Raw genomic sequence first — 13,708 nt, 5'->3', positions numbered from 1 at the left:
GAGGCTACGGCACCAACACCGCCACTCGCAGCTGCTCATTAAGCGCTTGCTCATGGAACACCTGGCTCTTGCTCGCCCAAATGGCATGGGCCGGGCTGATTTCGCCGGTGAAGGCTGCCGCCAACTGACGCAAATCAGCGACGCTTCGCACGCGGGGGCAGAAGGGTTCACCATCGCAGTTCTGGCTGGCGCTGCGGTAGGTGATCAGTAGTCGGTCCCACAACCCGTCACGCACCTGCCTGACCGACTTGAGCTTCACATCCTGCACGCCCAGTCGTTGTTTCAGGCTCTGTTCGTCCAGCGCTTCGCTGGCCAGCAATGCCTTGCCGAACATCAGCACTTCAGCACGGAAAGCGGTGTCCATGCTCGCCTGACTGGTCAGCGCATCCGGCCAACCGGTGCGGTCCATATTGGCCAGGACCATCGAGTTACCGGCGTCAGCAGCACCTGCTGCGCGAAAAATCCCGGCCCACAGCAACAAAATCGAGGCCATACGTAGCCATTGCATACTTAATTCCCTTTAAGCGTTGGACGGACGTTTCGAAACGTCCTACTGATTCTGGCGCGCACCATACAGAGGTTTGATGCGTTGCGCCTGACAAACCCGTAGGAAATTTGCCGTCTAAGGGTTTAGGCGTAAAAAACCTCGGGAAACGCGTAGGTTCGGTCCGAAAAGGCAGCTAAAACCCCTACAAACCCTGTCCATCGGAGCCGTATTGCCGCGCGGCGCCGTGCCCTTCTATAGTCTGCGGCGCGGCTGAAAACAGTGTCTCGGCCTGCCGGGAGCCACCTCCCGATTTCGTACAGGACGAACCTCGATGTTTACAGAACGCTATCGCCCACTCAAATCCCGCTACAGCGACACCCCCGTGCTGGTCATCGATACAGAAGCCGACCCTCACGAAATCCTCGACGCCGCCCGCCAACGCATCCGCGCCGCCAGCGACCTGCTCGAAACACTGTATTGCCTGTGCTTCAAACAGGCGGATGCGAGTGATATTCCCAACATCGTCAATGCGCTGTACCTGCTGACTCAGGATGGTAATGAATTGCTTGAAGTCGCCCGCCAACACCTACCGAAACTCACCACTGATTGAGCTCCACCACAATCCCCTGTGGGAGCGAGCTTGCTCGCGATGAACGATAACTCGGTGTACCTGATGAAAAACGAATCGCCCGACACTCAACACCAACTCGGCAAAGCAACCTACGATGCATGGTTCAAAGCTCAAGTACAAACCAGTCTCGACGACCCTCGCCCAAGCATTCCAAATGAAGAAGCCAAACGCCTGATGGCAATCAAACGCGAGAAATTGCGGAAGGCATAAGTCCGTAGGCAACGCCCTATCAAAGCTTCATCCAGGTCCTACAACCGAAGGCAACTTGTCGCCTATCGCCGACCAGTGACTAGTTTCTATAGTTCTGGCTGTCGCTGCCAAATCAGCGACTCGGGCTTGGTCACCTGAATAGAGAACTCATTCCGCTTCCGTTGTATGCTGCGGCACCTCAAGTGCCTGCACGCTATATGGTGGCTGTGTTCGGGACGCCTTCGGGCGTACCGGCAAAGTGAGTTCTCACCGGTTTGACCAACCCGAACACAGTCCGCCTCCCATCGCTTGGTCACGATGGTGGTGGTTTCTCCTGATGCACTTGAGAATTCTCACTATGAATAAATTGAACCCGTTCCCCGATCGCTACCGCCCACTCCAAACCAACCTCACCGATTCCCCGCCCCTGATCATCGACACAGAAGCCAACCCGCAAGACATCCTCGAAGCCGCCCTCCAGCGCATCCGCGCTTCCAGCGACCTACTCAAAACACTACATTGCCAATGCTTCAAAAACGGTGACGTGGAAGACATCCCGCATATCACCCACGCCCTCTACCTGTTGACTCAGGACGGCTGCGACCTACTGAAAGTCGCCCAACAACGCATGATGGGCTGGAAAGCACCCACCTGACGTTGAGCGAAGATCGTTCCCCCGCTGCGTGGGAACGATCAAAACCCGGGGATAACCTTGAGCAAATTTTTTGATGAGCTGATGGAAAGCGTGCAACAAATGAACGAGTTCGTACGGAGTGAGCGCCAGCCTTCCCGCGAACTCCATGCTGCAGCTCTGATCGACATCCAACACATCGCAAAATCAGGCTTAATTCGTCTCACGATATGGCCCTAAGCAGAAGACGCCCCATGAACCTCGCCCCCAACTTCCCCGACGACCACACCATGCACTTGCTCATGCAGCTGCTGCACGAAGAGCTCGGGCTACCCGAACGCAAAACCATCAGCCTCACCACCTCGATCAATTTCGACCTGGGCTGCGACGGCGCTGATGCGCGGCATTTGATGGAAGCGCTGGAAGAACAATTTGCGATCGACTTCGTGGACTACGATGCCTATCGCTACTTTCAGCCGGAAGGGTTTGATGTGTTCCTCAAACGTCGAGCCAAAGGCCGTGGCGACAAAGCCCCACTGACCATCGGCATGCTTTACCAAGCGGTCAAGTTGCAAAGGTGGGATACAAAAGCTCTGGAAGAGATCTAGCCGATCGCTTAAGTGGCAATATTCTGGCTGTTTTTAGAGATTTGAGTTGGAATAATGGCAGTTTCAATAATCCGCCTCCCACGTATATCTGGAGCGGCCGTACTGGCAGAGAGAGTCTTGCTACACGTTGGGGCAGCCCAGCAAATCACCACATAAGTGCTATTATTCTGGCAGTTAAAGCCTAAAAACGAAGGAATAATGGCACATGGCTAAGAAAACAGCGCCGCTCCTGCCAGCAGCAGCCAAGCTGCTCTCCGAGTTTGGCGAGCGGCTCAAACTCGCTCGGTTGCGCCGCAAGCTGACAGCCAAGCAGGTTGCTGAAAGGGCTGGCATGTCACTGACAACACTGCGCTCTCTAGAGTCAGGTGGATCAGGCGTGACAATGGGGGCTTATTTGTCAGTGATGCAGGTGCTGGGCTTGGAGAAAGACTTGAGCAAACTCGCCGCAGTGGATGAGCTGGGGCGCCAACTGCAAGACGCTCAATTAACCCCAAGAGCAAACCTCGCAGCCAGCAAACGCCAACGAGCACGCAGCGTAACGCCAGCGAAGGTATCGCCGCCTATTCGCGACAGGGAGACGGGGACATTCGAAAGTCCCTCTAAATCGGACCTTGGTGATGATTTCCCTTTGAACACTCACTCTTTATCCAGTTTGTTAACCAAGAAAAACCCCAAACCTACGACGGGTAAAAAATGACACTGATCGCGGTGTATGCCGATTGGGAATCCTTGAACGGCCCAAGGCGTGTTGGGTTCCTCCATGCCCGAAAGGCTCGCTCCACGAACGTGTTTGAATTTGAGTACGACACTGCAGCTCTGGCAGATCCCGAGTTGAACTTCACATCGCTGGATCCCCGAATCGGCCTCTTTGAGGGCCGGCAGTTCCCTGGCCAACATCAGACCCGGTTCGGCGTTTTTGCCGATTCAAGCCCGGATCGATGGGGCCAATTGCTGATGAAGCGGCGGCTGGAACGAGACATCCGTGACGGGTTGGCCCCTAAAGGCACCAAGCTGTACGAGTCAGATTTCCTTCTAGGCGTTCATGACCTCTATCGGGTTGGAGCGATCCGCTACAAGCTCAATGACGAAGGCAATTTTCTGGATGATCGCGATGGGTTGGCAGCCCCACCCTTCGTCGAGTTGCGCGCCTTGGAAGAAGCAAGTCGTGCCCTGGAAAACGATCCGGACAACACCTCTCCCGATGGGCGCGAGTGGCTGAGAATGCTGATAGCACCCGGTGGCTCACTGGGCGGAGCCAGACCCAAGGCCAGCGTCGCTGACGAGCATGGTCATTTGTGGATCGCCAAGTTCCCGAGCACTCGCGATGACTATGACGTCGGTGGCTGGGAAATGGTGGTAAATGCCTTGGCGAATCATTGCGGCTTGCGGGTCGCGACCGGTACTGCACGCCGCTTCGCGAGCGATCATCACTGCTTCATGGTCAAACGCTTCGACCGCACCGAACAGGGTGGCCGACTGCATTTTGCTTCAGCCATGACCATGACAGACCGTGTTGACGGCGATGATGCATCGGTAGGCGCCAGCTACCTTGAGTTAGCAGAAGTGCTCATGGAACACGGCTCGGAAACCAACGCAGACCTTCGCGAATTATGGTCTCGTATCGTGTTCAACATCTTGATCTCCAACACCGACGACCACCTGCGCAACCATGGTTTTATCCTTGACCCCGGTCGGGGATGGCGCTTGTCTGATGCCTACGACATGAACCCGGTAGCCCACGCCGATGGATTGAAGCTCAACATCACAGATTCTGACAACACGCTGGATCTTGAACTCGCTCGCGAAGTGGCCGAGTACTTCCGAGTCAGCCGTACTGATGCGGAAGACATTATTGAGAGTTTCCAAGAGGTAGTCAGCCAATGGCCAACACTGGCCGGCGCGTTAGGTTTATCGAGGCGTGAACAAGACAACATGGCGACAGCGTTTCGTCTATCTGGCCATCAATAAGAATCCAGAGAGAGGAATGGCCATCCGCCATTCCTCTCATCGGCTACGACACCTATCGATACTTCCGACCCAAAGGAGGTAAGACGGGTAGGAAGTAGCCCGACATGTCCGCTGTGATCTCAACCCAAAAAGCGGAGTACAGCAGGAGTGGCTATACCACTATTCAAAACGCTACCCCCTACGAGAATTGAGCCGTCTTTTTGCAAGGCGATAACTCTGGACATTCCGGAGCTTGGGAAGGACACCATCCCATCATTATTAATACCAAATTCGCTATCAGGTTCACCGTTTTCATCGTAACGACCAACTACTCCAAACACACCCGTCTCGCCCCAATATGAACCAGCTAATACCATCTTTTTATCACTCTGTGTCACACCTGATATCCACTCATTCTGATATTCCTTGCAAATAATTACGTTTAAATCAGAACCACCACGAGCATCGAGCCGCACTATTAACCCCTTCGCTGGAGGGCGATCTGAACCCATTGCAGGAGGTGGAGTTCTACCTATTCCGAGTATTTTTCCGTCGTCCAAAATATCAAGCCCCCAAAGTTCAGATCCTACTTCAGGCTCTAAAACTATGACGCTACCGCGCTCTCCAAAATCAACATCAGTATCCCCATTCATCTCGTAACGTGCAAAAAACCCTCTATGCATCCAGTCACCATCGATTAATTCGTTGCAGTACCCACTGACAACCAATTTATCTACTCCATTTACTTTATGGAGACCAAGCCCGTAAATTCGAGAAATCATAGCCGGGGAGGGAATAGTAATGTCGCTATAGCCTTTACCTTGAAAACGGGCATCAAGATCACCATTTTCTTTAAGACTAATAAATAACTGCCGTCCTGAGTACCTAAAGCTATACGCAATAAGCATCGATCCGTCAGGAAAAACAATGATATTCGACAGTCCGTCCGACGCAGATCGAGCATAACCTTTTTTACCAAATTCATCTTGGACTAGCCGGTCATCAGCAGAACGCTTTTCGCTCAAAAAGTCCAAAACCTTTACCCCGTTGTCACCGAAAGTTTTATCCGGCGTTCCATCTACGTTAAATCTGGCCAGCCCTGGGTACGAATAATTCACGTCACCCAATATCAAAATTCGTCCATCGTTTAGCGTAGAAATACTTAGTGCCTGGGAATGCACCCCTTCAACAAAAGAACCTAAGATACTACCTCCAGCAAAATCAGGATCCAGAATGCCACTAGGTGTAATTCGTGCTAAAAAATATTGCATTGTTTCGCTAAAATCTCGTGTAGCACCCGTAACGTAGAAGCTATTTTCATATTCATTTTTCCCTTCCGCCATGTCAAAAAGGATTACATCCTCCTTAATAATACAAATACCTTTATCGCCATAAGCCGTATCAAGCTCGCCTGACTTAAAAGTTTTCTTAAGATTAAAATCAGTCATTTCTACGCCCTCGTGTTCAGCCCTGTAAATCACCAAAACACTTGTCTTGGCATTCAACTGAAAGTAAGGCACCGCGCACCAACGCTGTCTACTGTCAGAGTTGACAGTAGACAGCAAGGCTTTTATATGCCAAGGGGAACAATTCAGTAGCGCCGAACGTATTGAAAACACAAAATCAATGCGATTAGAAATAAGAAACTAGCTTTAGAGCTGCTAATGCTACAGAGCACAGTTACTAAAAACGAACTACAGCGAAGCGCGTTACGTTAACCCTAGCATCAAGAAAACGTCATATACCACTAAGTGCAGGAAGCGCTGTTAGTTTCTCTTAAGCTAAAAAAAACGCCCAATGCATGCACTGGGCGTTTCGGTGGAGCAGGTGTGTGTCTATTTCAAAACTAGCTACCAAAGACCAACACTTACAACTTCGGCCCAGCAGCCTTGATCGCGTCGCTCACTTCAAACTTCTTGAAGTTCTCAACAAACAACCCAGCCAACGCCTTAGCGGCTTCATCATAAGCAGCCTTGTCAGCCCAGGTATTACGTGGGTTCAACAGGCCAGTCTCAACGCCCGGTACGGCCAATGGCACGTCGAGGTTGATGGTGTCGAGGTGTTCGGTTTCTGCACCGATCAACGCGCCGCTCTGGATCGCTGCGATCACGCCGCGAGTGGTCGGGATGTTGAAGCGTTTGCCAACGCCGTAGCCGCCACCGGTCCAGCCGGTGTTGACCAGGTAAACTTTCGAGCCGAAACCGCGGATGCGCTTGATCAGCAGCTCTGCGTATTCGCCAGCCGGACGCGGGAAAAACGGTGCGCCGAAGCAGGTGGAGAAAGTCGACTTGATGCCGCTACCGGAACCCATTTCGGTCGAGCCCACCAGTGCGGTGTAGCCGGACAGGAAGTGGTAGGCCGCTTGTTCTTCGCTGAGGATCGACACTGGCGGCAGCACGCCGGTCAGGTCGCAGGTCAGGAAGATCACAGCGTTTGGCTCACCACCGAGGTTTTTCTCGGAACGCTTGGCAACGTGCTCCAGCGGGTAGGCGGCGCGGCTGTTCTGGGTCAGGCTGACATCAGCGTAATCGGCGTGCTTGGCGTCATCGATAACGACGTTTTCCAGGACTGCGCCGTGCTTGATGGCTTTCCAGATGACCGGCTCGTTCTTCTCGGACAGGTCGATGCACTTGGCGTAGCAGCCGCCTTCGATGTTGAAGACAACGCCTTCACCCCAGCCGTGCTCGTCGTCACCAATCAGGTAACGGCTTTCATCGGCGGACAGGGTGGTTTTGCCGGTGCCGGACAGACCGAAGAACAGGGTCACGTCGCCCGCTTCGCCGATGTTGGCGGCGCAATGCATTGGCAGCACGTCGGCAGCCGGCAGCAGATAGTTCTGCACCGAGAACATGGCTTTCTTCATTTCACCGGCGTAACGCATGCCGGCGATCAGCACTTTCTTCTGAGCGAAGTTGAGGATCACGCAACCGTCGGAGTTGGTGCCGTCACGCTCTGGCACACACTCGAAGTTGGCAACGTTGAGCACTTGCCACTCATCACGGCCAGCCGGGTTGTACTTTTCCGGGTTGATGAACAGGCAACGGCCAAACAGGTTCTGCCAGGCAGTCTGGGTGGTCATCTTCACGGCCAGGTAGTGGTCTTCAGACGCACCTACATGCACGTGGGAAACGAAATGCTCTTGCGCGTTGTTGAACGCCTCGACGCGAGCCCACAGGGCATCGAACTTGTCGGCCGGGAACTTGCGGTTGATCGGGCCCCAGGCGATGGAAGCCGAAGTGGACGGCTCGTCAACGATGAAACGATCGACTGGCGAGCGGCCGGTACGGTGACCGGTGCGAACAGTCAGCGCGCCGGTATCGGCAAGCTCGCCCTCACCGCGACTCAGAGCTTCTTTTACCAGATCATCAACACTCAGATCGGTGTACACGGCGTTATTGGCTTGCGTCATGAGATTCCCCGTCGGCCAGTGGCCGAGTGTGCTCCAAACGTTTTGTAGTAGAAAGTCGTGCACTACTACCGCGACAAAAAGTGGGCCGGATTATGCCAGAAAAGCCCAAAAATAGTAGGGCCCTCCCGTCAGAACGGCGTTATTCCGGCACTAAGCAGTGAATTTACCTGCGCTGAACCGTTTTAGTGACGGGTATCTGACGGCGTATCGACACCCGCTCCAGCGAATAATTGAGCGATATCGGCAGCGTCAAACAGGTAGCGTTCGTTGCAGAACTGACAGTCAATTTCAATATTGCCACCGTGTTCGATCACGAGTGACTGAGCATCTTCCAGACCCAAACTGACCAGCGCATTGGCAGAACGTTCGCGGGAGCAGCTGCAACGGAAGCGTAGTTTCTGCACATCGAACAGACGAACCTGCTCTTCGTGGTAGAGGCGATGGAGGACGGTTTCGTTGTCCAGGCTCAGCAATTCATCGGCGGTCAGGGTGCTGCCCAGCGCGGTGATGTGCTGCCAGCTGGCGGCGCGTTCTTCTTCGTCTTTCAAACGATCAGCAGGCAGTTGCTGCAGCAACAGGCCACGGGCGCGACGACCATCGGCGTACAACCAGAAACGCGTACCGACTTGTTGGGACATCACGAAGTAGTTAGTGAAGCACTCCGACAGGGTTTCGCCATCGAGGTCGACGATGCCCTGGTAACGCTGGCCTTGGGTCGGGTCGACGGTCAGCGCCAATACACCGTTGGGCATCAGGTCGGCGAGGGTCGCATCCGGCGCGATCTGCTCGGCTTCGTATCGGGCCAGGCCACGGATTTCGCGCTCGCTGGAGCACTCGATCATCAGCAGCGGGATCGGGCCTTCGGAACGGGCCTGGAGAATCAGCAAGCCATCGAACTTCAAGGTGCCGACCAACAACGATGCCGCCGCCATCAGCTCGCCGAGCAGTTGTGCGACCGGCTCCGGGTACGGGTGTTTAGCGAGGACTTCGGCGTAGCTACGCTCCAACGCAACCAGCTCGCCGCGGGTGTCGCTGTCATCGAAGATGAAGCGTTGGGTGTAGTCGGTATCCGGTAAATCGGTCATAGGTCTGGGTATCTGAAGTAATGACAAAATGATTTCAAACAGTGAGAAATTGCGCCTCTGCGGCACCATTTGGGTGCGCGATGTTCAGCATGGGAGGCATTTTAAGAACAATCCGGGTTTGTTCCAAGCAAGGTGGAACCTCCGCCGGTTGGCTTTATGCAATTCTTTGCCTCTCGCGCTGCTGGCCCTCTGGTTATGGCCTACGGGTCAGAGGCTGTGGGTGGTTTTCGACGAGTGGCACCTTCACCCATCCAACACGCTGCTGGCAATTAACCCGATATGGCTACACGTTTGGGCAATTGCAAGTCTGCGACCCTTGGATGCGGTGGTTGGGGTGATTCTGCTGGTGCTGCTGTTTATCCGCATGTTGTTCGCCAAATTCACCGGCCAGGCGAGTGCTGCGCACTCGATCGCGAGCAGGCTCGCTCCCACAAGGATTGCGCAATACCTGTGGGAGCGAGCCTGCTCGCGAAGGCTGCTTCACAGGCAACACAGAAACAATTGTCTTACTCGTCGTTACTGCTTCCACGAAACTTGAACAAATCCCGTCGCTGCTTCTTGCTCGGTTTGCCATCGGTGCTCACGCCCAGCGAACCGGCCTTACGCATGGCCGCAGCCGCCTCGCGCTTAGCGATGCTGGCGTCGGTTTCAGCGTAGAGCGCCTGAGCCTCTGGCGCGCCACGACGTACGATCGACAGCGCCTGAACCACCACCGTGCGCTCCTCGAACCCTGCGCGAATCTGAAACTCGTCGCCGATCCTCGGCTCCTTACCCGGTTTGCAGCGCTCGCCCCGGCAATGCACCTTGCCGCTTTCAATCGCCGCCTTGGCCAAGGCACGTGTTTTATAAAAACGCGCGGCCCACAACCATTTATCGAGACGGACCTTGTCGTCCTCTTCCTGTTTTTGTGCCACTTGAATTCCTCTTTCAGCCAATAGTCGGAACTGTACTACCGTTTCTGTCGGGCGCAATAACTCGACCCTCCAGCTAGAATGCGATCTTGGCCGGATCACCGGCATGGAGTGATCGAGTGACTACATTTCCGTCTTCATTGACCTCGCCGCAGGGCGGGTGCCAGGGTTGTCAGCAAAGCGAGCCACTGGGCTTCGATTTTGCCTTCGCCTACCAACCGATCGTCGATTTGCGAGACCAGTCGATTTTTGCCCACGAAGCATTGGTACGTGGCCTGGCCGGTGAAGGTGCGCTGTCGGTGCTCAATCAGATCACCGAGGACAACCGCTACCGTTTCGACCAGCTCTGCCGGATGCGAGCCATTGAAGGGGCGGCGAATCTAGGGATGCAGACACTCCTGTCGATCAACTTCATGCCCAACGCCGTGTACCGCCCGGAACTGTGTATTCGCAGCACGCTGGAAGCCGCGAAAAAACACAACTTCCCCATCGACCGGCTGATTTTCGAAACACTGGAAAGCCAGCACGTAGATAACTATCGCCATTTGACCAATATTCTGCGTGAATACCGCGAATTCGGCTTCAAGACCGCCATCGACGATTTCGGCGCGGGCTACTCGGGGCTCAATCTACTCGCTGATTTCCAACCGGACCTGATCAAACTCGACATGGCACTGATCCGCGATGTCGACCGTGATCGTGTTCGTCAGGCTATCGTTCGAGGGATTGTCACAATCTGTGCGGAGCTGAACGTTACAGTCATTGCCGAAGGGATCGAAAGCGCCGGAGAACGGGACTTCCTGGCGGACTGTGGAATTTTTCTGATGCAAGGTTACTGGTTCGCCAAACCTGCATTCAAAGCGTTGGCTCAGGTAACGCCTGAGGCCTGGACGCATTAATCGCTGGTTTATTCCTATTGAAGACATTTGACCATTTGACCGTTGTCGGTCTGCGCGAGTGGGTGGCGCTCCCGGATTTGGGAGTCGCGGGCCTGCGCGCAAAAATCGACACCGGCGCCAGCACCTCCAGCCTGCATGCCACCGATATCGAGCCGTTCGAGCGCGACGGGGAGCAGTGGGTGCGCTTTACTGCTCACTTGGGCACGGTGGTGCAACTGCGTCACCGACGCTGCGAAGCACCGCTGGTGACGATGAAAACCATCAAAAGCTCCAACGGCCACGCGCAGATGCGTTACGTGGTCAGCACCACCCTGGCCCTCGGTGATCGGGTCTGGCGGGTCGAGTTCACTCTCGCCTGCCGCAAGTCCATGCGTTATCGCCTGTTACTCGGTTCCAAAGCCTTGATTGACGGCCAGTTGGTGGTCAATCCGGGCATTAAATACGTACAAGACAAGCCGGTGTTCCCGGTATCTACCTCCTCCACAGGTGTTGCATGAAGATCGCTGTGCTGTCGCGGAACCCGCGTCTGTATTCCACTCGTCGTCTGGTCGAAGCCGGTACCGAGCGTGGCCATGAAATGGTGGTGATCGACACCTTGCGCGCCTACATGAACATCGCCAGCCACAAGCCGCAGATCCACTACCGCGGCAAGCCGCTGGAGGGTTTCGATGCGGTGATCCCGCGGATTGGCGCCTCGGTGACGTTTTATGGCTGCGCGGTGTTGCGTCAGTTCGAAATGATGGGCGTTTTTCCACTCAATGAATCGGTGGCCATCGCACGCTCGCGGGACAAACTGCGGTCCCTGCAATTGCTGTCGCGCCGGGGGATCGGTTTGCCGGTCACCGGGTTTGCGCACTCCCCGGATGACATTCCCGACTTGATCGCCATGGTCAACGGCGCGCCGCTGGTGATCAAGGTGCTGGAAGGCACCCAAGGCATCGGCGTGGTGCTGTGTGAAACGGCAACGGCGGCGGAGTCAGTGATCGAGGCGTTCATGGGCCTGAAACAGAACATCATGGTTCAGGAATACATCAAGGAGGCCGGCGGGGCGGACATTCGCTGTTTCGTGGTGGGCGACAAGGTGATCGCGGCGATGAAACGCCAGGCGAAGCCTGGGGAGTTTCGCTCCAACCTGCATCGCGGCGGCAGTGCCAGCCTGATCAAGATCACGCCGGAAGAACGCATGACGGCGTTGCGCGCGGCGAAGGTCATGGGGTTGGCGGTGGCGGGTGTGGATATCCTGCGCTCCAATCACGGGCCGCTGGTGATGGAAGTGAACTCGTCGCCGGGACTTGAAGGGATTGAAACCACCACCAGCAAGAACGTGGCGGGGATCATCATTGAGCATCTGGAGAAGAATGGTGGGCCGAATATGACGCGCACCAAAGGCAAGGGCTAAGAGCCCCCTCACCCTAACCCTCTCCCCAAAGGGGCGAGGGGACTGACCGAGGTGTTTGTTCGGAATACTGCGACCTGATAGTTCAAGTCGAACTTAAGCTTTGAAATGCATGGAGATCTGCTCCCTTCCCCCCTCTCCCCTGTGGGGAGAGGGCTGGGGTGAGGGGTGGCTCTTGGCTACACCGCGTCTCTAGGCAACATAAGCCCAAGCGGCAACCGCACCCGCGCTTCCAGCCCGCCACCGGACCGATTGCGCAGCTCAACATTCCCGCCATGCATCGAAGCAATCCGCTTCACGATCGCCAAGCCCAACCCGGTCCCCTTCCCGCCCCGGGCTCGATCACCCCGAGTAAACGGGTTGAAAATCGCCTCCAGCTCCGACGGATCAATCCCCGCCCCACGATCCATAACGCTCAGCACCACATACGGCGCGCTGGTATCGCCGGACACATAAGCAGCCACTTCGACACCGCTGCCCGCGTGATGCAAGGCGTTGCCAATCAGGTTGTTCAGCAACCGCTTCATCGACACCCGACGCAACGGAAACGGCTGAATCGGCTCCAGGCGCAGGCGCACTTTCTCTTCATTCTGGTTGTACGGCGCCGCGACTTCGCGCACCAGATCGCTCAGGTCCACCTCTTCCACCGACTCGTCGCGGCCATCACGAATGAACGCCAGGAACTGGTCGAGAATCGCGTCCATGTCTTCGATGTCGCGGACCATGTCGTCGGTCAGGTCGCTGTGGTCGCCCATGAGCTCCAGAGACAACCGCAAACGGGTCAGTGGCGTGCGCAAGTCGTGCGACACCCCGGCGAGCATCAGTTCGCGCTCACGCCCCGCCTGTTCGACGTCTTCAGCCATCTGGTTGAAGGCGCGATACACCTCAGTCATCTCACTCGGCGTGTCGCTGATCGGCAGGCGCACACTGCGACCCTGGCCGAGTTGCCTCGCGGCATAGACCAGACGTTTCAATGGTTGATTGAGCTGGCTGACGAAGATCCACGCCGAGGCAGTGGACAGCAGACCGATAGCGAGGAACCAGCCGAGTACGTTCCAGATTTTCTGGCCGCGCAACGGATGCGGGTACAGCGGTACTTTGAGCCAGCCATCACCCAGGCTTGGCGCCCGAACCCATAGCGCCGGCGGTGAGTGCATGCGCAATCGAACTTCAGTATCGGCACCAAGCTCGGTTTGCATCTGACGCTGGTAGATCTCGCTGTACGGCCAATGCTGTTCACCCTCCGGCACGCCTGCACCCACTACCCGAATCAGGGGAACGGCATCGGCGATTTTCTTGCGGTTTTCTTCATCAGCGGCCCAATAGGCACGCAGCGTCAGGGCGACGCCGTGGCTGTATTGGCGGTCCACCAGCACGTCTTCGTTCATCAACAGATAAACCAGGGTCAGCGCCTTGGAGAACAGCACGACGATCAGCACCAGCCAAAGGGTGCGGGAGAAGAAACTCTGGGGGAACCAAACGGGGGTTTTCATGGATAACCGCTACACACTTGCA

Annotated in this window: 15 protein-coding genes and 1 pseudogene; 10 read left to right on the top strand and 6 right to left on the bottom strand. The window is 55.7% G+C overall.

The window, feature by feature from the left end:
- Positions 1–4: 4 nt before the first annotated feature.
- Positions 5–508 carry a polysaccharide deacetylase gene (locus ACA056_RS01150; protein ID WP_497269884.1) on the bottom strand — a complete coding sequence of 168 codons (504 nt, stop codon included), beginning with the start codon at positions 506–508 and terminating at the stop codon, positions 5–7.
- A gap of 310 nt (positions 509–818) precedes the next feature.
- Between ACA056_RS01150 and ACA056_RS01145 the strand changes: the two genes are divergently transcribed.
- From ACA056_RS01145 to ACA056_RS01120, 6 genes are all read left to right on the top strand, one after another.
- Positions 819–1,097, top strand: coding sequence for a hypothetical protein (locus ACA056_RS01145; RefSeq protein ID WP_497269882.1), 279 nt, complete (start codon positions 819–821; stop codon positions 1,095–1,097).
- A gap of 30 nt (positions 1,098–1,127) precedes the next feature.
- Positions 1,128–1,328 carry an antitoxin PaaA2 family protein gene (locus ACA056_RS01140; RefSeq protein WP_497269880.1) on the top strand — a complete coding sequence of 67 codons (201 nt, stop codon included), beginning with the start codon at positions 1,128–1,130 and terminating at the stop codon, positions 1,326–1,328.
- Positions 1,329–1,665: 337 nt separating this feature from the next.
- Positions 1,666–1,962, top strand: coding sequence for a hypothetical protein (locus ACA056_RS01135; RefSeq protein WP_008149304.1), 297 nt, complete (start codon positions 1,666–1,668; stop codon positions 1,960–1,962).
- Positions 1,963–2,192: 230 nt separating this feature from the next.
- The gene (locus ACA056_RS01130; RefSeq protein WP_497269878.1) at positions 2,193–2,546 is read left to right on the top strand and encodes a DUF1493 family protein; all 354 of its coding nucleotides are present in this window, start codon (positions 2,193–2,195) and stop codon (positions 2,544–2,546) included.
- 205 nt (positions 2,547–2,751) lie between these two features.
- Complete coding sequence (locus ACA056_RS01125; protein ID WP_497269876.1) at positions 2,752–3,243, top strand: helix-turn-helix domain-containing protein; 492 nt, start codon at positions 2,752–2,754, stop codon at positions 3,241–3,243.
- Complete coding sequence (locus tag ACA056_RS01120) at positions 3,240–4,514, top strand: type II toxin-antitoxin system HipA family toxin (RefSeq protein ID WP_497269874.1); 1,275 nt, start codon at positions 3,240–3,242, stop codon at positions 4,512–4,514. The genes ACA056_RS01125 and ACA056_RS01120 overlap by 4 nt, the downstream gene beginning before the upstream one ends.
- A 119-nt stretch (positions 4,515–4,633) precedes the next feature.
- Here ACA056_RS01120 and ACA056_RS01115 read toward each other — a convergent pair whose 3' ends face one another.
- The 3 genes from ACA056_RS01115 to hslO all read right to left on the bottom strand — a co-directional run bounded on the left by ACA056_RS01115 (position 4,634) and on the right by hslO (position 8,987).
- Complete coding sequence (locus ACA056_RS01115) at positions 4,634–5,941, bottom strand: NHL repeat-containing protein (RefSeq protein ID WP_497269872.1); 1,308 nt, start codon at positions 5,939–5,941, stop codon at positions 4,634–4,636.
- A 419-nt stretch (positions 5,942–6,360) separates the two neighbouring features.
- The gene (locus tag ACA056_RS01110) at positions 6,361–7,902 is read right to left on the bottom strand and encodes a phosphoenolpyruvate carboxykinase (protein WP_497269870.1); all 1,542 of its coding nucleotides are present in this window, start codon (positions 7,900–7,902) and stop codon (positions 6,361–6,363) included.
- Between the two features lie 182 nt (positions 7,903–8,084).
- Positions 8,085–8,987 carry an Hsp33 family molecular chaperone HslO gene (gene hslO / locus ACA056_RS01105; protein ID WP_497269868.1) on the bottom strand — a complete coding sequence of 301 codons (903 nt, stop codon included), beginning with the start codon at positions 8,985–8,987 and terminating at the stop codon, positions 8,085–8,087.
- 73 nt (positions 8,988–9,060) lie between these two features.
- On the opposite strand from hslO, the pseudogene ACA056_RS01100 reads away from it, so the two are divergent.
- A pseudogene (locus tag ACA056_RS01100) lies at positions 9,061–9,405 on the top strand (phosphatase PAP2 family protein); the annotation flags it as partial.
- Between the two features lie 88 nt (positions 9,406–9,493).
- Here ACA056_RS01100 and ACA056_RS01095 read toward each other — a convergent pair.
- Positions 9,494–9,901 (bottom strand): RNA-binding S4 domain-containing protein, encoded by a 408-nt coding sequence (locus ACA056_RS01095; RefSeq protein ID WP_129439414.1) that lies wholly within the window; start codon positions 9,899–9,901, stop codon positions 9,494–9,496.
- A 116-nt stretch (positions 9,902–10,017) separates the two neighbouring features.
- On the opposite strand from ACA056_RS01095, the gene rimA reads away from it, so the two are divergent.
- From rimA to rimK, 3 genes are read left to right on the top strand one after another with little or no spacing between them, the layout of a single operon-like run.
- Entirely contained in the window at positions 10,018–10,797 is a 780-nt protein-coding gene (rimA, locus tag ACA056_RS01090) for a S6 modification regulatory phosphodiesterase RimA (RefSeq protein ID WP_497269866.1), read from the top strand.
- 17 nt (positions 10,798–10,814) lie between these two features.
- Positions 10,815–11,294: a retropepsin-like aspartic endopeptidase RimB gene (gene rimB / locus ACA056_RS01085; protein WP_008149289.1), complete on the top strand. Its 480-nt coding sequence runs from the start codon at positions 10,815–10,817 to the stop codon at positions 11,292–11,294.
- A complete protein-coding gene (gene rimK, locus ACA056_RS01080; RefSeq protein ID WP_128873839.1) occupies positions 11,291–12,196 on the top strand; it encodes a 30S ribosomal protein S6--L-glutamate ligase in 906 nt (301 codons plus the stop codon). Before rimB ends, rimK begins: the two co-directional genes overlap by 4 nt.
- 176 nt (positions 12,197–12,372) lie before the next feature.
- On the opposite strand, the gene ACA056_RS01075 is transcribed toward rimK, so the two are convergent.
- Positions 12,373–13,686, bottom strand: a complete 1,314-nt coding sequence (locus ACA056_RS01075) for an ATP-binding protein (protein ID WP_367373747.1) — start codon at positions 13,684–13,686, stop codon at positions 12,373–12,375.
- Positions 13,687–13,708: the final 22 nt, after the last annotated feature.

It is taken from the genome of Pseudomonas sp. LBUM1666 (genome assembly GCF_059695775.1).
The sequence above is the reverse complement of the archived record's forward strand: the minus strand, read 5'-3'. Positions and strand labels throughout refer to the sequence as shown.

Coding starts and splice junctions, on each gene's coding strand:
- ACA056_RS01150 (WP_497269884.1), bottom strand. CDS start 508: ATGCAATGGCTACGTATGGCCTCGATTTTGTTGCTGTGGGCCGGGATT.
- ACA056_RS01145 (WP_497269882.1), top strand. CDS start 819: ATGTTTACAGAACGCTATCGCCCACTCAAATCCCGCTACAGCGACACC.
- ACA056_RS01135 (WP_008149304.1), top strand. CDS start 1,666: ATGAATAAATTGAACCCGTTCCCCGATCGCTACCGCCCACTCCAAACC.
- ACA056_RS01130 (WP_497269878.1), top strand. CDS start 2,193: ATGAACCTCGCCCCCAACTTCCCCGACGACCACACCATGCACTTGCTC.
- ACA056_RS01125 (WP_497269876.1), top strand. CDS start 2,752: ATGGCTAAGAAAACAGCGCCGCTCCTGCCAGCAGCAGCCAAGCTGCTC.
- ACA056_RS01120 (WP_497269874.1), top strand. CDS start 3,240: ATGACACTGATCGCGGTGTATGCCGATTGGGAATCCTTGAACGGCCCA.
- ACA056_RS01115 (WP_497269872.1), bottom strand. CDS start 5,941: ATGACTGATTTTAATCTTAAGAAAACTTTTAAGTCAGGCGAGCTTGAT.
- ACA056_RS01110 (WP_497269870.1), bottom strand. CDS start 7,902: ATGACGCAAGCCAATAACGCCGTGTACACCGATCTGAGTGTTGATGAT.
- hslO (WP_497269868.1), bottom strand. CDS start 8,987: ATGACCGATTTACCGGATACCGACTACACCCAACGCTTCATCTTCGAT.
- rimK (WP_128873839.1), top strand. CDS start 11,291: ATGAAGATCGCTGTGCTGTCGCGGAACCCGCGTCTGTATTCCACTCGT.
- ACA056_RS01075 (WP_367373747.1), bottom strand. CDS start 13,686: ATGAAAACCCCCGTTTGGTTCCCCCAGAGTTTCTTCTCCCGCACCCTT.